At 34.1% G+C, this 26,020-nt stretch carries 10 protein-coding genes and 1 tRNA gene; 6 read left to right on the top strand and 5 right to left on the bottom strand.

Going from position 1 to position 26,020, the window contains the following annotated elements; translation table 11 throughout:
• Window positions 1-45 precede the first annotated feature (45 nt).
• The 5 genes from DK441_RS14015 to DK441_RS13995 form a co-directional block, all read right to left on the bottom strand.
• Window positions 46-3,843: a beta-ketoacyl synthase N-terminal-like domain-containing protein gene (locus DK441_RS14015; RefSeq protein ID WP_109851283.1), complete on the bottom strand. Its 3,798-nt coding sequence runs from the start codon at window positions 3,841-3,843 to the stop codon at window positions 46-48.
• Window positions 3,840-5,609 (bottom strand): aminotransferase class III-fold pyridoxal phosphate-dependent enzyme, encoded by a 1,770-nt coding sequence (locus DK441_RS14010; protein WP_109851282.1) that lies wholly within the window; start codon window positions 5,607-5,609, stop codon window positions 3,840-3,842. The genes DK441_RS14015 and DK441_RS14010 overlap by 4 nt, the downstream gene beginning before the upstream one ends.
• Window positions 5,610-5,624: 15 nt before the next feature.
• Window positions 5,625-16,175: an SDR family NAD(P)-dependent oxidoreductase gene (locus DK441_RS14005; protein ID WP_109851281.1), complete on the bottom strand. Its 10,551-nt coding sequence runs from the start codon at window positions 16,173-16,175 to the stop codon at window positions 5,625-5,627.
• A gap of 262 nt (window positions 16,176-16,437) precedes the next feature.
• Window positions 16,438-17,025 (bottom strand): UpxY family transcription antiterminator, encoded by a 588-nt coding sequence (locus tag DK441_RS14000; protein WP_109851280.1) that lies wholly within the window; start codon window positions 17,023-17,025, stop codon window positions 16,438-16,440.
• 1,446 nt (window positions 17,026-18,471) lie between these two features.
• Window positions 18,472-18,553, bottom strand: a tRNA-Leu gene (locus DK441_RS13995).
• A 146-nt stretch (window positions 18,554-18,699) separates the two neighbouring features.
• Between DK441_RS13995 and DK441_RS13990 the strand changes: the two genes are divergently transcribed.
• The 6 genes from DK441_RS13990 (at window position 18,700) to DK441_RS13965 (ending at window position 25,823) form a co-directional block, all read left to right on the top strand.
• The gene (locus DK441_RS13990; RefSeq protein WP_109851279.1) at window positions 18,700-19,641 is read left to right on the top strand and encodes a ribose-phosphate pyrophosphokinase; all 942 of its coding nucleotides are present in this window, start codon (window positions 18,700-18,702) and stop codon (window positions 19,639-19,641) included.
• 24 nt (window positions 19,642-19,665) lie between these two features.
• Window positions 19,666-20,301, top strand: a complete 636-nt coding sequence (locus tag DK441_RS13985; RefSeq protein ID WP_109851278.1) for a 50S ribosomal protein L25/general stress protein Ctc — start codon at window positions 19,666-19,668, stop codon at window positions 20,299-20,301.
• 200 nt (window positions 20,302-20,501) lie between these two features.
• Window positions 20,502-21,128 (top strand): aminoacyl-tRNA hydrolase, encoded by a 627-nt coding sequence (gene pth / locus DK441_RS13980; RefSeq protein WP_109851277.1) that lies wholly within the window; start codon window positions 20,502-20,504, stop codon window positions 21,126-21,128.
• A 165-nt stretch (window positions 21,129-21,293) separates the two neighbouring features.
• Window positions 21,294-22,226 (top strand): bifunctional riboflavin kinase/FAD synthetase, encoded by a 933-nt coding sequence (locus tag DK441_RS13975; protein ID WP_109851276.1) that lies wholly within the window; start codon window positions 21,294-21,296, stop codon window positions 22,224-22,226.
• Window positions 22,223-23,548 (top strand): HTTM domain-containing protein, encoded by a 1,326-nt coding sequence (locus DK441_RS13970; RefSeq protein WP_109851275.1) that lies wholly within the window; start codon window positions 22,223-22,225, stop codon window positions 23,546-23,548. The genes DK441_RS13975 and DK441_RS13970 overlap by 4 nt, the downstream gene beginning before the upstream one ends.
• A 376-nt stretch (window positions 23,549-23,924) precedes the next feature.
• A complete protein-coding gene (locus tag DK441_RS13965) occupies window positions 23,925-25,823 on the top strand; it encodes a histidine kinase (RefSeq protein ID WP_109851274.1) in 1,899 nt (632 codons plus the stop codon).
• Window positions 25,824-26,020 lie beyond the last annotated feature (197 nt).

Raw genomic sequence — 26,020 nt, 5'->3', positions numbered from 1 at the left:
CTACTGGTATAGGCTGTTAATCATACACTATCTGTTATTAATTTATTAGTGTTTTTGAAGTACTTTTTGCTTTACGGTAGATTTTTTTGATGTAGTCTTATTGAAAAAAGCATTTATTTTTCTAGCAATCTTTTTACTATTATTCTTATCGATAATTGAAAAGTGATTAGCTTCAATAGGATGGATAAGGATCGGCTTATGTACTAATGCATTCCAACCGTAATCTTCTGGAGCATTTTGATATGCATCCATATAACCATCTGTGGCTTTAAAAAGCAATATTTCTATTTCTTCTGGTAATTTTAAAGGCGTATAAGCGCGACAATATTTATCATTTGCAATTGTGGTGTAGATACTTGTCGCCAATTGTTCTTTCGGAAAATTAAATCCTAGATTCTTAACGTTGTCATATATATAATCAACAATTTCGTTTTCAGGAACCTGCTTTAATTGCTCTGCATCCAAGATCACATTCTGACCAGATGCGTTAATGAAAATAGATTTAATCCCTTCTACTAAATCATCAATCATATGACCACCTGCTATTGTAGGAGACATACAATCCACAAGTATTAAAGCTTCTATCGTTTCTTTTTGATCCAATAAAATCCTAGCCATTTCGTAGGCAATTGTACCGCCATTAGAAAACCCCAGTAAACGGTATGGACCAGTAGACTGTACTTCTTTAATTGCTTCTATATTGGCTTTAGCTATAGCTTCTACACTATCAAGAGTAGTATTTTCTTTTGTAATCCCTACCGGTTCTAAACCATAGAATGGTTGTTTTATTCCTAATGCTGAAATAAGGTGTTGCAAGGTTATTATATTTCCATCTGCACCCGGAACTGCAAAAACAGGTCGTTTCTTACCTTTTACTTGCATAGGTACCAATGTTTTACGTATAAGACTAGGTGCTACCCCGTTAGATTTTGATTCTTTTTCATTTATACTTTTATCTCTATACTCCCTATCATTTGTGGCTTGTATCTTTTCAACTTTTTCCAAGTGGTTCTCTACTACATACTGAGTAAGGGTTTTGATTTCTGAATTATTAAATAGAATAGCGGGTGATATATTAATTTCTAATAAATCATTGATTTGTGCAATCATGGTTATTAGTCCAATAGAGTTCATTCCTAAGTCTAGGAAGTTCTTATCTTCAGATATTTTTTCTATTGGTTTTTTTATTTGCAAGGCTATTTCATGTTTCAGGAAAAGCTCTATTTTTTCGGTGGGTTTCATAAGGTTACTCTCCACACCGTTATCAGACCTGAAAAAGAACCACTCTGCCTGTACAGGATTTTCGTTAATTACCCGAATCTCATTATTTTTTATACTCTTTGATACTGGCGGTTTTTCTTTAGAATCTAATTTTTCTATATCATCTATTTCAACCCAATATCTTTCTTTGGCAAAAGGATAATCTGGTAAAGATACTAGGTGTACTTTTTTGTTTTTCCAAACCATGGTCCAATCTATATGAAGACCGCTGGTCCAAAGTTGTGCAAGCTGCTCCCACTTTGCAGCCTTTAGACTTTGCTCAACCATAGTACTTATCATATCTTTTGTTAAGATTTTGATAATTCCGTTTTCTTTATTACGATTGATATTTCCGTAAAAGATTCCTTCCTTTTCCAATGATGTTTCCTTACCCGAATTTTTGATCATGATCAACTTTTCAAGTAAATCTGTGTGAGAGGAGACAACTATAGACAATCTTTCATCCATGGCATCACGACCTACCTGTAGCGTATAAATCAAATCTTCGAAAGATGAATCAATCTTACTATTAGATAAATAATCAATATAGTTATCAACATACTCATCCAAACGTTCATCATCTTTTGCAGAAAGAACAAATAACTGAGATGCCGTTGTAGTTTCTATTTTGGATACCGGCGCTTTAATAGGATATTCCTCTAAAACAATATGCAAATTAACTCCACTATCTGCAAAAGAATTAAGCCCTGCCCTAATTGGAGTATCATTATGCTCACGTAATATATCAAAAGGTAACTCTTTATTAGCTATGTATAAAGGATGAGAGGGGTTATCAATATCTAGAAAGGTGTTTATCTTTTTTCCTGATATGGTCATCGGAAACTTTTTGTGATATAGTGAAAGTGCCAGTTTAATAAAACTAGCCAATCCACTAACAGCCTCCAGATTTCCTATATTTCCTTTTACACTACCTAAAGCGCATTCTTTTTCTTTTGACTTATGTTCTCTAAATACATTTTTAATTCCCTCATATTCAAAAGAATCTCCCCATTTTGTCGCATACCCATCAACTTCGATGTAGTTTATTGATTCTGGAGCTATTGAAGCCTTTTGATAGCAATTAGTTATAACATTGGTAATCGCTTCATGTTTTACTTCCGACAAAAACCTGGCATTACCTCTATTATTCTGATGACTGGTTTTGATAACACCATAAATTCTGTTATTATCTTTTTTGGCGTCATCCAATCTTTTTAGAACAACGGCTGCTACTCCTTCTCCTCTGGTAAAACCATTAGCTTCATCATCAAAGACTCCACATGTTCCTGTAGGTGATAACATACCATATTGTGATAATGAGATGTAATCATCTTCAAATAAATTTAAAGATACACCTCCTACAACTGCAGTACTACATTCATTATTTAGTAATGAGTAATAGGCTCTATTAATTGCTACTGCAGATCCTGCACAGTTAACATTTATAGACTCACTAGGTCCATAAAAATCAAATAAAAACGAAAGTCTGTTTGCCAGATAATATGTAGGGCTTGAAGAGCTGAAAACAGGTCCGTATTTACCTACTGGTATTTTATCTATGTTTTTTCTTAGATAATTTTCATATTCTGAATACTCATAAGCAACATATATAGCTGTATCGGACCCGGCTAATTTTTTAGGTGCTACTCCTGCATCTTGAAATGCTTTATAGACTTCTTGTATCAGTAACCTCTCTTGAGGATCCATCAGCATTGCTTCTTCTGGGTCAAGGTCAAAAAATTTAGGATCAAAACAATCAATGTCATTGATCATTGCCCCCCATTTAGAGATAGTCTTTCCTGAGGAGACTGATTCTTGATAATAATCTTCCCAATTCCATCTTGATTTCGAAATTTCGTTGATGCTATTTTTACCATCAACCAGGTTTTCCCAAAATGTCTGAATATTAGGTGCATCGGGAAAATTACAACTAAGACCAACAATAGCTATATCGCAGTTTTGGGATGATGGTTTAGCTGTCACATTTGCAATAGGCATCTGTTTTTCCTTTCCATTGAAATCGTTCTCATTACTTTGATCCAAATTGTTGTAATACTGCATCAAATCATCACTATGATGAGATAACAAAACATCAACTATTTCATCAATCGATCTAAACGAACGGTGTGACAGATCTATCTTATATTTTTGATCTATAAAATGTAATAATTTATGATAAGATTCTTTAACAGATCTTCTACCTCGAGATGTTCGATCTCTTGTAGAATTTGAGTTGATGTTTTTTTCGGTTGTCGGACTTTTGATTGCTGATTTTATCTGTATTTCTGGTGAATTATTTGTCTCAGGCACATTGTCTATATCATCCGTTTTGACACTGATTATTTCCTCTTCCAGTAAATCAGCAAGTTCTTGAGTTGTGTTTACATTTACGAATTTTGAAGGGGATAGTGTAATGTTAAACTTACGGGATATTTTATTGATCAATTCCATTGAGATAATGGAGTCAATACCAAAATCCTCGAAATTAGCATTAGGATCTAATTTCCCTGCAGGGAGTCGTAGTGTGGTTTCAAAGATCGTTATGATCTCTTGTAAAACATTTTGAGTTATTGCTACTGTCATATTGTTACTCCTTTTTCTTGAAAATTATTCAAATCGGATATAATTAATTTTCTTAATTTTTCCATTTGATCATTTTTTTTGATCCCTTGTTCGGGATCGTTTCTTCTGTCTTGAATGACAGCTGCTACTGGTAGAATATCTTCTACTATTTCATCTTCTTCAATATTATCAGATATATAAAAGAAGTTTTGTTTCAATAGCGTATCAATACTTTTTTTTACAACTCTTATAATAGATTTAATATCCTTATCAGAGTGCGCTAATGTTAAAAAACAGTTGCCTGAAGGGCTGGTTTCAACACCATTTATTCTCATCAAAACAAAAACTAACTCTTTTACTACTCCATTGGGATCATCAAGAAATTTAAATCTAAATAATGAGCTGAAATACTCGATTATTAATGGTACATTTTTAATCTTAAAAAAAGAATTCAGTTCTTCGCACATGAGTCTGGTCTTTTCATTCAATTCCTGTAAGAAGTCAGAATTCGACTCACCAGTTTTGTTTTCTGAAGTTGAACACCTTTTTTTAAATTCGATGAGTATTGCTAGTGTTGCAGCTAGTTTAATTGGGTTTCTTGTATGCGTGCCAGCCATAAGTGCTTTTTTAACACTGGGCATCGAATCATCATCATAGTCAAATGATCCTCCGTCTACATAATTCATGTATTTAGTAAATCCTGCGATCATTCCAGAAGGCATTCCTCCTGCCGGAACTTTTCCATAGGTAGCAAGGTCTCCTTTAATCTTCCAAAGTCCCTGTACTCCACTACTAGAAGCCCTAAATCCTGTAATCATTTCGTCCATTATTAATAGGATATTTTTTTCAAGAGTTAACTTGCGTACCTCCTTTAGGAATTCAACAGGCTGATTACTTGGATTTCTCGATTGTACGGGTTCTACCAGAATCCCGGCAATTTCGTGTGCTCTATCTTCTATAATATCCAGATCGCCCATGTTTCCATAATCCAGAACAATAAGCTCATCGGCAAATTCCTGCACCATTCCCAGTCCCATTGCTATACTATTGCCAAACTGATCTTTGGCTGCAAGTACTGTATCAGATAATCCATGATAGGCTCCTTCAAAAATTACTATTTTTTTCTTTTGAGTAGCTGCACGAGCAATCCTTACTGCCCACATAACTGCCTCTGTACCAGATTGTGTAAAGAGCACTCTTTCATGGCCTGTAAGTTCACTAAAAAGTTTGGTTGCCTGAGAGAGCTCTTCTGTATACCCTACCAAAGGATATCCCTTATCCAACCGTTTTGAGATAGCTTCTTTTATAAAGTCTGGTTGATGACCAAATAAGTTAACTCCATTATCACTAGCAATATCAATATATTTATTGCCATCAATATCATAAAGGTATGCTCCATCACCCTTGCTATATGTTAGATGAAATTGTAAACGTTTTAACGCTTTTTTCAATCCTCCGGTTCTTCTTTGATCTACAAAATATGTCTGACACTCGGATGCATTTTCTTTGGATTTTGATGCAATTTTTTCCAGTTTCTGAGCCATTTGATCAATGAATCTCTTATGTTCTTCATTTAACTGAAGCTCGGTCACCGCTTTAAGTGTATTATCTTTTTTTTCAGAAAAGTTATTCTCAACCGAGTTAGCATTATTTGATAAATGCGTTTTTAGTTTAGAAACCAAATAACTTTTCTCTTCTTCGGGTAATTCTTCAAAGAATCTTAAAGCTTCTTTCTTCTCTATTTCCTTTGAAACAATTTTTTCCAATATATCGTCGATTACTATCATGACCTTATCTTTCCTTTAGTATACATCCTTTAATAATTTATCAAAACTTACAGTGTGATCTTCTGTATCAGTATATTTTGTTTGGTTTGAATCATAATTCTGTATGGCATTTATTAACATTTCAAAATCCTTATGTGAATTTTTAATAGATTGCTTATGTAAGGAGTTATCGAATGACAAAGACTTCATTTTAATACATATCTCTCCTGATATATCAGTGAGGTCAATATCTATATTCACTATATCATCTTTTGGTTTACTTCCTTTTGAGTATCGCACCCAGGCATATAATTCTTTTTGGCAAGGAGAAAATAACTTCATAGATCCTATTTCAGCGGGTAATATGGGTTGCTTTAATTTTGGATCCAGATCAGTTAATAAACCGATTGCCAATTGCAACGAACTCTCTAGTAAACTCGGATGAAGAGTATATTTTTCATAATCGTCTACTATAGTTTCTGGTAAACTTAATAGAGCAAGGATCTGATCTTCTCCTTTATAAAAGTTTTTTATTCCTTTAAAAGAAGGTCCATAACTCATATCTATTTGCTTTAAAATGTGATAAAGTTTTTCTGCATCCAATGGTTCTGGTGCAAAATGAGTTTTAAGTTGTACTATATCTATCTTTGTTGAAGTTTGATTTGCCCCCATGGTAACTTCTCCGTGGCAATGAATTATTTCTTTTTCTCCTTCTGTACTATAAATTTCATAGTCAACTCCTTTATAATCATTTTCAAAAAGGGATATATTGACTTCTTTACTTTCTTTAAGAGGAAGCAGGTCTACCCAAGAAGTGTTTCGTAATTCCAGAGATGTAGATTCATTAAAATCCGGCATTGCATTTTTTACTGCTACATATGTCATTTCTAAACAAGCAGTAAAAGGCATTACATTTTGCTGTTGTATCTTATAATCTTTTGCAAAAAATTCTTTACCACTAAAAATAGAAGTATAACATTGCTGGTTTAGTGTAGAGGAGTTATAATGTAACAACGGATGAAGTTTTTCAAATTCTCCTTCAGATTTCAATTTTTCACTATCCGCCAAATTAAACCAGTATCTTTCACGAGCAAAAGGATATGTTGGTAAACTAATACGTCTTGGCTTTATTTGTTCATAAAATTGTACCCAATCTATATCAATACCCATTACCCAAGCTTCGGCTAGCTTAGAATAATTCTTATCATTAATGTACTTATTTATCTGGTTCTCTGAGAAGTCATTATTTTCTGTGGAGTCTATTACAGCTGCACTATTTTGTTTAATTCTATCATAGAAAACATCTTCCATATTTTCTTTTTGACTTAGGTAGTCTGAAAGTTTCTCTTTCAGTTCTTCAATAGAAAGTACTACCAGTGCCAATCGTTCATTCATCTCATCTCTTCCTACCTGAAGTGTAAAAGCAAGATCAATAATATTAATATCGTGTTTTTCTATATGGTTATATAGTAATTGAGCGTATGCTTTAAGTCGATCTTCAGTTTTTGCTGAAAGTACAATGATATGTGGTTCATCTGATTGAACTTGTGAATGGTCTTCTTCCTGAATATATTCTTCTAAAACGATATGTGAATTTGCGCCTCCAAAACCAAACGAGCTTACTCCTGCTCTTCTTGGTAGAGTGTTATCCTGATCATCCTTTATAACCTCCCAATTTTGTGTTTTATCTACAATGTAGAGTGGGCTATCTTTAAGATTGATATACGGATTAAGTTCTTCAAAATGAAGCGTTGCTGGTATTTTTTTATGCTTAAGAGATAGTAGTACTTTCAGTACTCCTGCTATTCCGGCTGCTGTCTCCAGGTGACCAATATTAGTTTTTACAGAAGACAAACCACAGTGAGGAGTTTTTGCAGGAACTTTATCATGTTTTTTATATAATTCTGAAAATGTTTTATTCAACGCCTGAATTTCAATAGGATCTCCCAAACTGGTACCTGTACCGTGGCATTCGATATATCCAACTGTCGAGGGGTCAATATGAGCCTTTTCATAAGCTTCAACAAGCAAATCAGTTTGAGCTACAGGATTAGGTGCTGTAAGCATGGTAACCTTTCCTCCGTGATTTTCGGTAGTTGCTTTAATAACGGCATAAATATGATCTCTATCGGCTTCTGCCTTATCCAGAGGCTTAAGAAATATAGCTCCTGAGCCTTCTCCTCTTACATATCCATTTGCACTCTTGTCAAAGGTTTTGCACTTACCATCGCCGCTTAACATACCTGCCATTCCAAATGATATATAAGCTGCAGGTGTAAGCATTAGCTGTACTCCTCCAACTATAGCCATATCAGAACTCCCAGTATGTATTGATTCTATTGCTCTATGAACTGCAATCAAAGAACTAGAACACGCTGTATCCAGCGGAGCACTTGGCCCGCGAAGGTTTAACAGGAAAGAAACCCGGTTAACCAATACAGAATGCGAGTTTCCTGAGGCAGTATATCCATCAAGTGGAATTTGATTATCTACTAGTGAATCGGCATAATCTCTTGTTGCTACTCCAACAAATAGTCCTGTTTTGGTACCCGATAGATCAGAAACTTTATGTCCCGAATCCTCAATAGCTTTCCATACTGTTTCTAAAAATATTCGCTGTTGTGGGTCCATCATTTCGGCTTCTCTAGGAGAAATACCGAAAAATGAAGGATCGAATTTATCTACGTCACTCATAAAACCTCCCCATTTAGAATTGGTTTTATTTTTCTCTGTAAAAGGATCTCCATCGTAATCCTCCCAATTCCATCGATCTTCAGGAATCACAGTAATTAAATTCTTTTCATTCTCCAGGTTTTCCCAGAATTCTTCCAGATTTTCCGACCCTGGCATAACGCCACTCATACCTACTATAGCAATAGGTTGATCTATAAAACGGCTTTCTGTGGATAGTTCTACTCCTGAAGATTGAGATTGTGGATCCAATGCACTTGCATTCCACCCTTTATTGATACCATATATGCCTTTTTCCGTATCTGATTGTTGCTCTTTTCTTTTTGACGGTTGACTAACTTCTTTCCTGGTATCAGAGGAAGAAGCACCTCCTGAAACTTTATGAGTTTTCTGTACTTCATTCTTATGTTCTCTGGAGAGGAATGTTGCTATTTCTTTAATTGATGGATATTCAAAAAAGAGTACCGGAGTTATATCCAATTCATAAAGTTCGTTGATTCTGTTTGAATACGTTGTCAAACCTATAGAATCAAACCCTAAATCCAATAATATCTTATCATACGAAATATCTTCCGGATCCAGTTTCAACATCTCCATAACAATTTCGGATAATGCATTCCGAACCATTGTAAATAATTCTTTATCTGCTTGTTGATCCACCAGTACTTCAGAGTCTGTTGAAGTTTCAGAGTCGATTACCTCAGCTTTCGGAGTTTCTTGCTCGTTAATACCCCAGGCTCTTTCTATTTTTTCCTGTACTCCTTCTAATACAACAAATTGTGCTTTTGGGGTATGAAGACCTTTTTCAAATGCTTCCAGGCCAGTTTTGATACTTAAAGGTTTTATCCCGAGATTCTTTTTAAAGAAAATTTCAGTTTGTTCATCCAACCTCATTCCACCATCTGCCCATAAAGACCAATTAAGGCTTAATGTCACTCCTGATCTTTCTCCTTTTTCCTGTAAGAATTTACGTTTCTCTGCAAAGGAATCCATAAAGTGATTTGCGAACGAATAATCACACTGTCCTGCATTTCCTCCGACAGCCGCAAGAGATGAAAACGTTACAAAAAAGTCCAGATCTTCATCTTTGGTTACGCTATCCAAATACAACGTTCCGTAAACTTTGGGAGCAAAAACCGCTTCCATTTCTTCACGTGTTTTATTCCTTATGTATGAATCTCTCAAAACACCTGCACTATGAATAATCCCGTTAATTTCTCCGAACTTCGATTTGGTCTCCTTAATCAGGTTCTCTACATCTTTAGATATCGAAACATCTGCTGGTATATATATTACTTCTGCACCAGCTTCGCTTAATTTATCTAATTTGATTTTACGTTCATCTGAGAGTTTCGATCTCCCGGTAAGTACTAACCGTGCTTTACATTGAGCAGCTAAATATTCTGCAAATATAAGTCCCAATCCCCCTGCACCACCAGTAATAATATATACTCCGTTTTCTTTTAGCCCAAAACTATCAGTCGTATCAGCATCTTTATCCTGAAGTAGAGAAAACTCTTTTACTTTTCTGATATAACGTTCTTCTTCCTGATAACGAATTGTCATTTCGTTAGAATTATCAGAATGTAATTCGGTTAAAGCTATATCCAGAATTTTATCATAGGAATTCTTTGATTGCTGGATTTCTAGAATCCTACAATACAATTTTGGATGCTCCATCTGAAGGGTTTTAGCAAAGCCATTTATCGCTTCATGATGCGGTTGAGTAGCATCTATTTGCCCTAAATACAGATATAATAATTGAATATTGTCTAGGTTTTGTTCTATCAAAGATTGACAGAGAATAAGGAATGAATAAATTCCATTATCAAAAGATTTCTCAATAAAACCTTCGTTATATTCGTCATCGTCTTTTAATTCATCACCTATCGGCCAGGCAAAGCATATTTTTTTGATGACCTCTGTATCCAAAGCTTCAAAAAGCTTCTTAAAATCTGCTGGATTTTTCGGATTGACCTTATATCTATGGTTTCCAAATTTCTTATACTTATCTCCTGGTTCGATCAGTATAATATCTTCATTCTTTTTATAACGATCTTTATAAACTTTTTGGAGTTTTTCATCTGGGCTAAAAAGTAAAATAGCCCCTGATTCATTAGCTAATACTTTTTCTTGTTCTAAAGGAGATTTCTGCCATTCATGAGAGTAATATAATTTTGAATATTCCTCTTCTTCTTTAATTTGATCTGGTTTTTCGTGAACACTAACCAGTGGAACTCCTATAGATTCTCTGATTTTCACAAGTATCATTCCGTCCTCATCTACAATAAAAACATTCACTTTGGAAACCTTTGACCCTGGTTCATCTACTTTTTTGACATAACTAAAACATTTTGGTTTCAGCGGTTGTAAAACTTCGACTTCACCAATTGAATATGGTACAAACATTTCACCTGTTTGCGCTCCTAGTTGTGCTGCCATACCTGCCTGAAAAGAACCATCTACAAGCGAAGGATGGAGCAAGTAATCATTAAAATCATTGTTTCGGATTTCCGGAATAAGAAGCTCACCCAATATTTCATCATCGTTTTTGAAAATATCCTGAAGCACTTGAAAACTAGGTCCTAAATCTAGTCCTAATGACTTAAAAAGTGGATACGCTTCCTTTCCGTTGGTAACTTTTGCACATCTTGTACGAATCTCTTCTAAATCAATATATTCGGGTTCTGCAGTTAACTCCTGATGAGTTGCATATATAAGTTTTCCTTGCGAATATATTTGTTTTGTATTATTCTCTTCTTCACTAAATACTTCAAAATGTACTAATCCTCCGTTAGGTTTCAATTCTATACATACTTCTCTAGGGGCCGAATCGACTACGGTGAGTGGGCTTAACCAGAGAATATTTTTAATTATTTGAACCTTTCTTCCGGTTGCCAACTCTCCTGCTTTACGTGCAAAATCCAGATAAGCAACACCGGGTAGAGTTGGAATTTCAGATACCAAGTGATCGTATATAAAGAAATCCTTATCGTGAAAGGTTTTTTTGAAAACCTGTCTTTCGAATGTTGATTCATTAGAATCGATTAACGGATGAAGAGCAGTGGTTGAATGCAAGCTAAGGTTGGATGATTTTGAAGTATCAGAAATCCAGTGTCTTTTATCTGCAAAAGGATACGTTGGTAAAGAAATCTTCGCTCCTGCTTCTAGGTTTTGTACTCCTTGCCAATCTGCAAGAAATCCAACACTCCAGAGTTGTGCTAGCTTACTTAGGTCTCCGCTCTGGGACAGGAACTTAATAAATTCTTCTTTTTCTTTACGGTTTAATAAACGTGTAATATTTTGGCTACTTTTCACCTCTCCGACAAGCATCGTATTATCTTGCTTACCATCAATAAATAAAGTAAGTTTTTGAACCAGCTCTTTTTTCGTTTTTGCAATTATAACCAGGCGATGATCAAAAGATTTTCTTCCTATTTGTAAAGTATGTGCAATATCTTTACAAGCAAGTAGTTTTTCTCCAGACAAGTCATCCTGAAGGAATGCACACAAACGAGCTGCTGTTTTCTGAAGTTGATCTTCGTTTCTAGCAGAAAGCGGAAAGATATATTCCTTAAATTTTGAAGATGGTATTTTTTCTTCTTCAATCGGAGTTACATATTCTTCAATGATAACATGTGCATTCGCTCCACCAGCTCCAAAAGAACTAATACCAGCTCGAAGCGGGTACTGAACACCTTCTATTGTCTTAGGTTTCCATTCTTTAACCTTTTGCTCGACATAAAATGGAGAATTTTCAAAATCGATAAAAGGGTTTAACTCAGAAGAATGCAGAGAAGGAACTAGTTTTCTATATTTCATTTGCAAGAGTACCTTGTGCAATCCTACAATACCAGCTGCGGCTTCAAGGTGTCCGATATTGGTTTTTACCGAACCTATAGAGCATTCTTGTTTATCTACATTATATTCCTGAAAGGCTGTAGTTAAACCAGAAATCTCTATAGGATCACCAAGTTCGGTTCCTGTTCCGTGTGCTTCGATATAACCAATGCTTCGTGCGTCGATCTTAGCGTTTTCTAATGCGGTAGTAACTACTTTTGCCTGTGATTTAGGGCTAGGTACCATAAATCCACTTGTTTTTCCTCCGTGATTAACGGCAATACCTTTAATCACTCCATATACATGATCTCCGTCTTTTACTGCTTTATCAAGAGGTTTAATATAAACTGCACCTACACCTTCGCCAGCTACATAGCCGTTAGCACCTTTACCAAAGGTACGACATACGCCATCTGCCGAAAGTGCTCCACCACTTTTATTAATGTCTATTTTACTTTGATGCACGTCAAGATTAACTCCTCCTACAATGGCACCAGAGCATTCTCCTTTATAGATTGCTTCACAAGCTAGATATAATGCACTTAAACTTGAGGAACAAGCTGTGTCTATAGGTAAACTCGGGCCAGAAAGGTTAAAAGCGTACGATACCCGATTAGCAATACCCCATAAATGTGAACTGGGGCTAACAAAATTCCCTTGCAGCTTTTCTTCTGTACCGATTACCTGATAAAGTGTCCACACAGCTCCTATATAAACCCCTATATTTCGGGAAGCATTGTCATCTACTAATGTTTCTGGGTAATAACCAGCGTCTTCGATTGCTTCCCAGGCCACTTCAAGAAAAAGTCTTTCTTGAGGATCCAGATATTCAGCTTCTCTGGGAGAGATATTAAAAAAAAGTGAATCAAATTTATCTATATCATCGATAAAACCTCCTCGATATTTTTCTGAAAACTTATTATGAAGGCGTTGCCCAAAACGAACATCTGGTATATCCTCGACACAATCTTTTCCTTGAGTTAGGTTATTCCAGAATTCGTTCATGTTTTTGGCCTTAGGATACCGGCCGGCTATCCCAACGATAGCAATATCACCCGTTTGGTATGGCTTATCACTATGTATATTCTGATTCGCCCCTGTTTCTTTTGCCTTAATATCTGAATCAATCTGGGTAGATTTTCCTTTACTTTCTGCAACAGAGGTATTAGTATAGTTATCTATTGAAGAGGTTTCAGAATTGAGTGTTTTTGAAACTACTTCTCCAGAAGTGTTATGATACTTTTTGAGGTTAAAATTGGTATGTATATTACCAAATGTTTCTGATTGATTATCCTTTGGTAAGATCTCAGGAATATTATTTTTTTTCTTAAAGGCTTTAATCAACCTATTAGCAATTTCCTCTATTTTTTCCTGTTTTATGCCTACAGGTATAGCCAAGCGTACCAGATTATTAATTTCTGTATCTTTTTGCATTCCTACATTATGAGCTCCTGCCCGAATCCCTGTATTTAAATATAACCAGGATACAAATGATGCCACTGGGTACTCAAATAATTTAAATTCAGGAATTTGTTTAACATCAATCAATATACAGTGCCCCAATGCGGGTTGTACAACAGGAATTTCTTGTTGTTTTAAAATCCTCCAGATTGTGCGTACAGATTGTAGTCTATTACGAACCTTAGTCTCAATCTTATTTCTGTTATGAAATGATAACGCAATAACTTTTTTATCGATTACATCAAGCCCAATGCTTTCTTCTTGAATAAAGTTTTGAATTTTATTGTAAAGTTCAACATCATTGGTACCTATCAATCCTCCTTTATCTACGCAAAAATTCTTAGCCAAACTTGCAATTATTGCATCTGCATAAGAGATCATTTCCCGTACTACATGCCAGACATTCTTCCCAGTAAATTCGTTTTCATGTTCTAAGATGAATAACGCATTTTCTACAATTCTTGTAGTATCAAAAACAAGAGGAATAGCGTATTCTGAAAGGAAGGCTTTGACTTGTTTGAGATGTTGTAAGGATACTGGCGCTCCACCGGCAGCATTATCATTCATTTCGATAAAAACAAAAGCTATCGACTCTGGGTCTTCTTTTACTTGTTTTTTAAGAGCTTCCCAATTTAGGTTTCCTTTATATTGATCTTCAGAATCTAGCTTGTATACCTCTGGATGTGGTAATTCTATTGGTGTGAATCCATTTTCAATCTGATTAAAAATCATGGTAGGAAAAAGCAGGTTCTGAAGCACTTTCCCTTTTTTAGGCCATGATTTACAAAAAGCACGTTCTGCAGTACGGCCCGCAGTGGTTAACGTAAAATAAGAAAAAGGAAATATACTTCTTAAACTCTCGACCAGATCAACTGGTTGTTGCAGCTGTGTGTATAAAAAGCCTAACTGATTTTGAATAGCTGGTAACTCTAGTTGGGCCCACGAATCGGTTTTTAGATCAAATGTAACCTGATCATCTGGAATATTTAAAGGGTTATAACCATAATTTGATAGCATAACAGACCTTTCTTCTCCTTCAATCACCACTGCATGTTTCTCTTCTTGTGGATTTTCTTTTACTTGATTATACTCTCCATTTGCATTTAATGTATCCTGTTTTCCTGTTTTTGATTCTAATGTAGCAGTTTGCTTATATAATTTGGTGAATGTATGATTTTCTTGGTCTGAAGTTTGCATTTTGATCGGATCTGCAATCATCATAATAATATCGGTTACATTATCAGGATTGCTTCCTACGGGTCTGGAGAGAAATACAGTATTATGTTCTGGTCTGAATTTATTTTTGAATTGCAAATTTCCTTCATCATTAAAAATATTTTGCCCACGCAAATAATCCAGTGTTTTATCTAATTCTGGATCTGCATTTGATGAAGAGCTTAGTTTACAACCATATGTACCTCCTAAACTTAAAGTAGAATGCTCTTTGGTTTTTAAAATTTTGATAATCTCTACAATTGCAAATTCTAATCCTCCCAGAGGCATCTCCTTTGGGTAGAATTCTAAATCCATTAAATACCCATTCTCTTCTGATGACAATTTTGAGATAAGGATTACATTCTGCAGGACATCGTCGAGATAGGTTAGAAAAAGCCTGTGTTCTGCACTTAAGTTACCCGATAGAATTTCTTCTTTAACTATATGAATGAGTGGGTTAACCATTGTTCTTGGCGCACACCATTCGTCTATAATTCTGGTAATATTTTTGTCTATCTTTTTGTCAGAACCATTTTGATATTCCTCAGTTCTACATTTTCCTGCTCTTTCAAACTTTGATACTTGATATCGTAAACGACGCATCTTGCTTCCTTGAAGCGTGAAATCTTTTATATTTACCCTTGACAAAACGCCAAAAGGAGTGGCTGTAAATAAAACTCCTCCTATCGATTCTACTTGATCGACCGTGAAAAGATTGAGTTCGAAATTATTGTTGATACAGTATTGATATATTTCTTCTGTAATAACGGATAGATAATCTTTGGCTCCTGTATAGCTATACACTAGTATGATATCCTTATAACGGCTATAATTAAAATATCCTTTTTTTTCTGACCCAATAAAAAGATTAGGAGCTATATTTCTTGTACCTCTTGATGCAGAACCTTCATTCTTATATTGGTTAAATAGTTTTTCTACCAGCTTTAGTAATTCTGGATGTTTATTAGCTTCTTTTTCTAATATAAGAATAGGAGTTTTTCTCGTAAATATATCAGACTGATTATCAATTGTTTTTGCAGTTTTTTCGATAGAATTTAATGATTCTTCATTAGAGTGTACGGCTCGGTCACTATCTTCCTTTTCTTTCTTAAATTTCTCTCTTAGTACTCCTTCATATTTATCAACGAAATAATAGCTTAAATCACCAATATTGAAATTTTCAAAAAGTAAGGTCTTTGGTAAAGTTCCGAATTCTTCTTCTAATTTCTTGATAATCTGCAGAATACGAAACGAATCGATTCCTAACTCCTGAAATGGAGTAGATATACAATTATCTCCGATTGATATTTGAGTAAATTCGGATATAAGAGATTTTAGATAACACTCTGTTGATTCTAATAGTATTTCTTTATCTATCATTTTCTTGTATAGTAACTATGAAAAGGTATCTGAATAGTTAATATTTTTCTGAGTTTTTGTAGTGTAGTAACTACATAAAATCGACAAATATCTCTGATACTTCTTATAAAAATTTATTAAGATCTGCTCGTTCCCTTTCCTAAGCACAAAATTGCTTTTTCGTGTTTTATAAACTTAATTTTAAAGACATGGGGTGTGGATAGTGATAATAATCCAGATTAACACCAAAGGGATATTTTGAAAATACAGGAAGAGGGTTTGGTTACCTTTCTTTAACCGGATTGGAACTATTTATTTTTTGTAAAATATTGGTACAAACATTAATAAACACGGTATGGTTTATTTCTTTGAGACGAATCCCAAATCTTGTTTTACCTTTTTGCTCTACCAAAATGCCTTCGTGACCGGTTAATGGTCCGTGAATAATTTTTACTTGTTCTCCTTCATAAAAAGTAGTTTCAACAGAAACATCTTCTTCAAGTAATAGCATTTTTTTGATAGTATTTATATCATTTGGTGAAATGACTGAAGGATTTTGTCCACATTTAATATATGTAGCTATTTTGGGAAGTCTTGAGATATCATAAATCTCACTCATTTTAGTGTTTACAAAAATATAACCTGGAAAAAGTGGAGATTCTATAAGTTTCTTCTGTCTATTTTTCCATACTTTCAATGTTCTGGTTAATGGAAGAAACGCATCATATTCTCTTGCCAAAAGATCACTGTATACTATTTTTTCGGCGCGTGGAGAGGTATAAAAAATATACCAATTTTTCTCATTTCTTTTTCTTCTTCTTTCCAATACCACTGTAGGATATATGGTCTGATTAGGTTTAGCTGTATTCATTATTTAAGTCGGTTTATTAAGAGTTGAAATGATCTTTAATCTTACTTAAGATCTACTAAAAAAGCTATAGCCTTGTTTAGGTGTTTGGTTGTGGGTATATTTTACAATTGGGCATACTTTAAGCTGGTCAATTAGCATTTTCCAATCAACTGATTCTTATTCGTTTAAAAAATCTGGTGTGGTTTAGGTGTAGTCATTATTTAAGTTGGTTTGTTTTAAGAGTTGATAATAATCTTTAATCTCATTAAGAAATAACCTTAATTAGACGTGTGGTTGTGGATATATTTTACAATTGGACATACTATAAGCTGGTCAATTAGCATTTTCCAATCAACTGATTCTTATTCGTTTAAAAAATCTGGTGTGGTTTAGGTGTAGTCATTATTTAAGTTGGTTTGTTTTAAGAGTTGATAATAATCTTTAATCTCATTAAGAAATAACCTTAATTAGACGTGTGGTTGTGGATATATTTTACAATTGGACATACTATAAGCTGGTCAATTAGCATTTTCCAATCAACTGATTCTTATTCGTTTAAAAAATCTGGTGTGGTTTAGGTGTAGTCATTATTAAGTTGGTTTGTTTTAAGAGTTGATAATAATCTTTAATCTTATTAAGAAATAACCTTAATTAGACGTGTGGTTGTGAACATGTATTTTTACGATTAGACATACTTCAAGCTGGTCAATTAGCATTTTCCAATCAACTGATTTTTATTTGTTTTAAAAAGTAATTAGTGGGGTATTGGTATTATTAAAATTCGATAAGATTCGAAAATCACACCGGGGGTTGGTCAATTAGCAAAACTTGCTTGACCTGTGCTCTCCTTTTAAGCATCTCTTATTTCTAATAAAAGAACAAGAAATGATAATGAAATTTCACTTTGTTTCTTTAACAAAGATTATTTCACCAGTAAAATTATAATGACTTTCCCACATATCTTCTTAATTTTATGTTAATTTTATTATGAATACTAGTATAAATAACAATTTGAACACATTGCATTTTTCAAGCAGATTTAAATAATTACAACACATTATGGATCAAATAATTACACCTTGTTCGTTTTTAATGAATACTTAACAAAAAGTAGAAAAAAAACTTATTTTAACAAGAATTTATATTCCTAATACTATTTTGTGAGGAAGCGCAATATCCAATTTGGATAACTAAAATGACATTTTTTTGCAAATACAAGATCGTCTCATTATTATATATATAATCACAGGTTTCTATAGGCATTTTATCGACAATGAATATAGTTGTCAAACTCTTTGAGCGTTTGAAAGTTATTTAAAAGTATCAATAGTATAAACTACTTCATATATTGTATGATATGCTCGAAAAAACATTTTTAGCAGTACCCTATTTTATTTTAAAAGTTGCCTTATGGTTATTCATAAAAACAACAAAACCCTAATAAACAAAAGTTTATTAGGGTTTTAGTACTCGAGGTGGGAATCGAACCCACACTCCCGAAAGAACTGGATTTTGAATCCAGCGCGTCTACCAGTTCCGCCACTCGAGCATATTCGGATGGCAAAATTAGCAAAATATTTTTTTCCAGCCATTAAATAAGTAACAAAATAAAGGTTAGAGTGAAAATAAATTTTTAAATTTGCACCTTGTTTTTAGAAAAAAGTTTTAACTCATTACAATACAACATTTTACCCTATGCCAACCGCAGTTATAGAAGCAAAATTTTTCACATGTAGTCAAAGTACCGAACTTGCAGAAAAAATAGTAACTGCCTATGGTGCTAAACTAGGTAATGTTATTACATCGACCTATAGTGATGGTGAGTTTCAGCCTTCTTTTGAAGAATCTGTAAGAGGGTCCAGAGTTTTTATTATTGGATCAACACATCCAAATTCTGATCATCTTATGGAAATGTTATTAATGCTTGATGCTGCCAAAAGAGCCTCTGCAAGACATATCACAGCAGTAATGCCATATTATGGATGGGCTCGACAGGACAGAAAAGACAAACCAAGAGTTCCGATCGCTGCAAAGTTAATTGCAAAAATGCTGGAAACAGCAGGAGCTACAAGAATCATTACAATGGATCTACATGCAGATCAAATTCAGGGATTCTTTGAAAAGCCAGTAGATCACCTTTTTGCATCTACTATCTTCTTGCCTTACTTACAGTCATTAAAGCTGGATAACCTTACGATTGCTTCGCCAGATATGGGAGGATCAAAAAGAGCTTATGCTTATTCTAAAGCATTAATGAGTGATGTAGTAATATGTTATAAGCAAAGAGCAAAAGCCAATGTAATTTCACATATGGAACTCATTGGAAATGTTACCGGAAAAAATGTAGTATTAGTAGATGACATGGTAGATACTGCCGGAACATTAACCAAAGCGGCAGATCTAATGATAGAGAGAGGTGCAAAAAGTGTTAGAGCGATCTGTACTCACCCTATCCTTTCGGGTAATGCTTATGAGCGATTAGAAAACTCGAAACTAGAAGAATTAATTGTAACCGATTCTATTCCTCTAAAACAAAAAAGTAGTAAAATCAGAGTTGTAAGCTGTGCAAATCTATTTGCAGATGTGATGAACCGAGTTCATAACAATCAGTCGATCAGTTCTAACTTTATAATGTAAATAATAATTAATAAATTTTTTAAAATGAAATCATTAACAATCAATGCATCTCAAAGAGAAAGCGTAGGCAAGAAAGCAACAAAAGCCTTACGTAATGCTGGACAGGTACCTTGTGTTATTTATGGTGGAGACACTATTGTACACTTTGCAGCGCCAGAAATTGCTTTCAAAAACTTAGTGTATACTCCAGACGTTCATACCGTGGTAATAGCGTTGGATAATGGTACAAAAATAAATGCTATCCTACAGGATATCCAATTTCATCCTGTAACCGATAAAATTTTACACATCGATTTTATTGAAATTTTTGACGATAGACCAATTACTATGGAGATTCCTTTCAGAACAACAGGAAATTCTCGTGGTGTTCGTAATGGAGGTGTGCTACGTTTTAACTTAAGACGTATTAAAGTAAAAGGTCTTGCATCTAATCTTCCGGATGTTATAGAAGGAGACATCACTAATCTAAAAATCGGAAATAAATTAACTGTTACCGATATAGCAAGTGATAACTTTACTATCCTACATCCCGACAATACGGTTGTTTGTATGGTTAGAACATCTCGTACAGCAGTTGAAGACGAAGAAGAAGAAGAAGAAACTGAAGGTGCAGCTGAAGGTGCAACCGAAGGCGCAGAAGCTCCTGCAGCAGAAGCATAATCTTATATATTATATAATATAAAAGCATTCTGAATTGAATTCAGAATGCTTTTTTTATTTTTATGGAAATTTTTGGGGCGTACCCCCACTTCGGCGTGGAGGCCGGGCTATATACTGTATCTTTTTTTGCAATCCTTCGACTAGTCTCTGGATAATAAAAAAAGGATGCCGCTCCTATCCCTTACGCAAACAAAAACAACATGTTTTCGATAATTAAAAAATTATTTTCTAAACAAACCCATGAAACTCAAGAAGATCTCATGAAAAAATTTCTTGTTGCGGGTCTCGGTAATATTGGTCCAAAATACCACAATACTCGTCATAATATCGGTTTTAAAATTCTGGATGCTTTGGCCAAAGAAGAAAATCTCGTTTTTGAAACCAAAAAACTAGGTGACCTTACTACATACAAACACAAAGGGAGAACTATTATACTTCTTAAACCTAATACCTATATGAACCTTAGCGGAAAAGCAGTTCGATATTGGCTAGAGAAAGAAAAAATACCTTTAGAAAACCTTTTGGTTGTAACCGATGACATCAATCTCTCTTTTGGTACTATCCGACTCAAATCCAAAGGTAGTGCCGGTGGTCATAATGGACTTAAAGATATCGAAACACAATTACAAACTTCTAAATATTGTAGATTTAGATTTGGAGTTGGCAATGAATTTGGCAAAGGCAGGCAAGTAGATTATGTGCTGGGAGAGTGGAGCCCTGAAGAAGAATCTACTATACCAGAACGATTAGAAAAAGGAATCGCTTTGATCAAATCTTTTGCCACTGCAGGAACATCAAATACAATGAACACCTTTAACGGAAAATAAAGAAATGTCTCAGAACTATTTTTTATTTTTACAATTGCTTAAAATCTTACTTCTCGAAATGAGTTATAACAATCATACCAATGCTTATCTACCTAGCAATAGACAGGTTATATTATTCATTAACGAATTCTATCTGACAGTTGAAATCAAATCAAAAATGAACAGATGAAACGTTATACAAATGCAAAAACATATGATAGCCAGATTCAGTCTGTAGTTACTATAGGTACTTTTGATGGCGTACATATTGGCCACAAAAAAATAATAGAACGTCTGATAGAAAGCGCCAGAAAAAATAATCTGGAGTCGGTTATTCTTACATTTTTTCCTCACCCCAGAATGGTATTACAACAGGATTCTGATATCAAGCTTATCAATACTATTGATGAGCGTATACAGATTTTAGAAAAGACCGGACTAGACAATCTGGTTATTCATCCATTTACCAAAGAATTCTCTCGTCTAAGCGCAGGAGAATATGTGCAACAGATGCTTATCGACTGCCTTAAAGCAAAACATGTTATTATAGGATATGATCATCGGTTTGGACGCAATCGTAATTCTAATATTACAGATCTTGCTTCTTATGGTGTACAAAATGATTTTACTGTAGAAGAAATTTCTAAGCAAGATCTTGATGATGTTGCCGTAAGTTCTACCAAAATCAGAAAAGCATTATTCGATGGAAATATTACCAAAGCAAATGCATATCTGGGATATTGCTTTATGCTAACTGGTAAGGTAGTAAAAGGAAAAAGATTAGGGCGTAAACTTAACTATCCGACTGCTAATTTACATATCGAAGAAGATTACAAATTAATTCCAAAAAACGGAGTTTATATTGTAAAATCATTTATTGATAGCAAAACCTATTTTGGGATGATGAATATCGGCACAAACCCTACGGTAAATGGCACCAAACAAACGATAGAAGCTCATTTCTTTGACACTTCTTTTAATTTATATGACAAGAAGATTCAGATCGAAATGATAAAACGTATTCGGGATGAGAAAAAATTTGATTCTCTAGAGCAATTACAAGATGCTATGCAGCAAGATGAAGACTTCTCTCGTGATTTTATAAATTCTTTAGTATGATCAATCGTTGGCTATTCACTCAAGTAGATAATAGTTCTCTTATTATATTTCGAGTTTTTTTTGGGTTCCTGATTGCTTCAGAGGCTATTGGCGCTATTTTTACAGGCTGGGTTACCCGTACCTTAGTCGAACCCAGATTTACCTTTAATTTTATTGGTTTAGATTTTTTACAACCCTTACCTGGTAATGGCATGTATTATTATTTTGCTATAATGGGGATTTTTGGCCTTTTAGTAATGATTGGTTTTAAATATCGATGGAGCATGATTGGGTATACCATATTATGGGCAGGGGTCTATTTTATGCAAAAAGCATCCTATAACAATCACTACTATCTCCTGTTACTTCTTTGTATAATAATGTGCACTTTACCCGCAGGAAATTATTTCTCGGTAGATGTAAAACAGAACCCATTACTTAAAAAAATTGCCATGCCCAGATGGTGTATATTGGTAATTATTGCTCAACTATGGATTGTATATACCTATGCATCTGTTGCTAAACTATATCCAGATTGGCTAGACTTTACTGTTGCCAAAAACTTGATGGCTGGCAAAGCAAATTATCCTATTGTAGGAAATATTCTTCAGAAACATTGGACACATATTTTTATTGCCTATTATGGTATTTTATTCGACCTATTAATTGTCCCTTTACTATTATGGAAGAAAACTCGACTTGCTGCTTTTTGTTTTAGTGTATTTTTTCATCTTTTTAATTCTATTGTTTTTCAAATAGGGATATTTCCGTATTTATCATTGGCATTTACGGTCTTTTTCTTTTCTAAAGAAAGGATACATCATTTGTTTATGAGGAAAAAGGAATTTTATAGTGCCGGAGAAGTAATTATCCCTTCATACCGTAAATTTTTGCTCCCTGTATTAACCGTCTGGTTTGTTATACAAATCCTGCTCCCTATTCGTCACTGGATTATTCCGGGAGATGTATTATGGACAGAAGAAGGTCATAGAATGAGTTGGCGAATGATGTTAAGAGGTCGCTATGGCACTACTAATTTCTATGTTGTAGACAAAAATGATCCTAAGGCACTACAGAAACTAATTAGTAAAAATGATTATCTCTCCAAAAAACAGTTGCGATTAGTATCATCAAAACCAGATGCCATGTGGCAGTTTGCACAAAGACTCAAGGCAGAATATGCTACAAAAGAAAAAGATATTGCAATCTATGTACGTAGTAAAGTATCTATTAATGGTAAAAAATACCAAACACTTATCGATCCAAAAGTTGACTTAGCCAGTGCTACGTGGAATTATTTTACTACAAATCCGTGGATTCTCAAATATGAAGAAAAAGAATAAAATAGTCTTATACTAGTTATACTTTGAATTTACCGTTAAAGAAAATCAGTTATTTTTTGTTTATGCAAAGAAGAAAAGTTCAGCATAGCCATAGCTATGGTTAATTATTATTCTGAAGCATATGCGGAAAAGAAAATTTTTATTGCGGTAAATTCAAAGTGTAAATGGTATCATCATTTATGCCGTAAAAAAGAACTAAACTGCTCTTTTTTTAAATACAACAAGCTAAAATTAAGTTATTTTTTGACCCCAATAGTACTTCATTGCAAAACCTTATGTAGTTTTGCATAGTTTAAAATCAAGGAAATACGGTTTTAACCCGAAATTATACACTCTAATTTGTGTAGTTCATTTCGGACTCACAAAAATCATTACAATGCATTCATATCTAATAAAGGGAATTTGTAGCATCCTTCTGTTGTTTTTCTTTTCTGCGCATAGTCAAAAAAACAAGAAAGATACTGGTTATACTTTTTTTGGTATTATACCTAATACCGTAGATTCACAGTTATATCGCCAGCTTAAAAACAGTCCAGATGTTACCACACGCCTACAGCTTATCGAAAAAATAGCTCAAATACACCTACAGGCAGGCAATACCGATTCTATAACGTATTATGGTGATCTTTTAAAAACAACAGCACTAAAAGAAAATATCACCAACAAACCATTATATCTTTCTATAGCAAACCATATTATCGGACACGGAAAACTTAAAAACGGGCTCTATGATGGTGCAATGAGACACTTTATTGAAGGTATTACTAATTCTCCTATTCCCGAAATGCAAACTATGCATTACAAACATCAACTTGGATTGGGTATTGTATATCTGAAGCAAAAAAAATATGAACTAGCACTCCCCATCTTCGAATCTTGCATTGCAGAATCCAGGAATAAAGAAACCATAATACTGGCTGGAAAGTTTTTAGGAGATATTTATTATTATAAAAACAATAGTGAAAAGGCAAAGTCATATTATTTTTCTGTACTAGAAGATCTTCCAGATACTCCAAATAAAACATCAATAGAAGTTCGATTAAAACTTGGGCGAATCGAGCTTTTTAGTGATCGAACCATCAAAGCAATGGAGTACTTTATGCCTGCAAAAGAGCAAGCTCAAGAAAACCATTTCTATGACTTATATATAGAAGCAGTATATCAAATAGGTCGGGTATATTATAAATTAGAAGATTATGATTCGGCAGAGATGATATTAAACTCTGCATATGTAAATGCTGTACAATGGAATAGGCTAGAGTTACAAAAAAGAGTAATCGAGATGCTAAAAAGTCTTTATGCTACTCGTGGAAATTATAAAAATGCATATGCATTAATGACTCAATATGTAGATGTTTCTAATCGAATTACAACAAAACAAAATAAAAAAATTGTAAAAGAACTAGAGGTTAAATATCAAACGCTACAAAAGGAAAAAGAGATCTTATCGCTTAAAGAAGAGCGACTATTAAAAGAAAGTGAGCTTGAAAGACAACGAACTATCAAAAAGGCATTTTTAATCGGTTTTCTCGCTGTACTCCTACCAGTAGTTGGCCTGCTGTTTATGTATTTCCAGAAATTAAAGACTCAAATAGCACTCAACAAATCGCAAGAAGAGGTAAATACTCAAAAAGTATATGGATTGATGAAGGATCAGGAATTAAATCTGATCAAAGCTACAATGGAAGGGCAAGATAAAGAAAGGCAACGTCTGGCACGAGAGTTACATGATAGTGTTGGGGGCAATCTGGCAAGTATAAAATTGCAACTTTCTAACTCGGATAAAACCGATGATCAGGAAGCTAGCATTATTAAACAAGTTGATGAAACTTACAATCAGGTAAGAGATTTTTCTCACAACCTTATTCCCAAAAAGTTTCAAAAAAATCCGATTACTTCCTTAATAAAGGAATATATAAACAATGTGATCAATGGTAGCGGGCAACAAATATCATTTCACCCATATCCAAAAAATCAGATCAACCAAATAAGTCCGACACTTACAGAAGAATTATTTAAAATCATACAAGAACTATTAACTAATTGTCTTAAACATGCTAAAGCCAAAAATATCGACATCTATCTTAATCACCATGATGATTCGATACAACTGCTTTTTGAAGATGACGGAGTAGGTTTCGAAAGTGGAAAAGCAGTTGATGGAATTGGGTTTAAAAATATAAAGACTCGGTTAAGTACCTTATCCGGAAATATGTTCATAGACTCTGTAATTCAAAGAGGTACAGTTATCAATATAGAAGTACCGGTTGCATAAATTTTTATACTCGCAAATAGGTTTAAATAAATTTCTTAAAATTCACTATAGAACTACAATCTAAAACCCCACTTTTCTTTAAATTTGCTCCTTCATTGCGATAGGGATAGTAGTGGCATCCTTTTTCTTGATTATTAAGGTCCTTGAATAGGTTTTGAGGATGATCAAGAAAAAGATATAACGAATAGCCCGGAAAT

This window comes from Aquimarina sp. AU58 (assembly GCF_900312745.1).
Taxonomy (GTDB): Bacteria; Bacteroidota; Bacteroidia; order Flavobacteriales; family Flavobacteriaceae; genus Aquimarina; species Aquimarina spinulae.
Note: the sequence above shows the minus strand (reverse complement) of the source record. Positions and strands in the feature narration are given on the sequence as shown.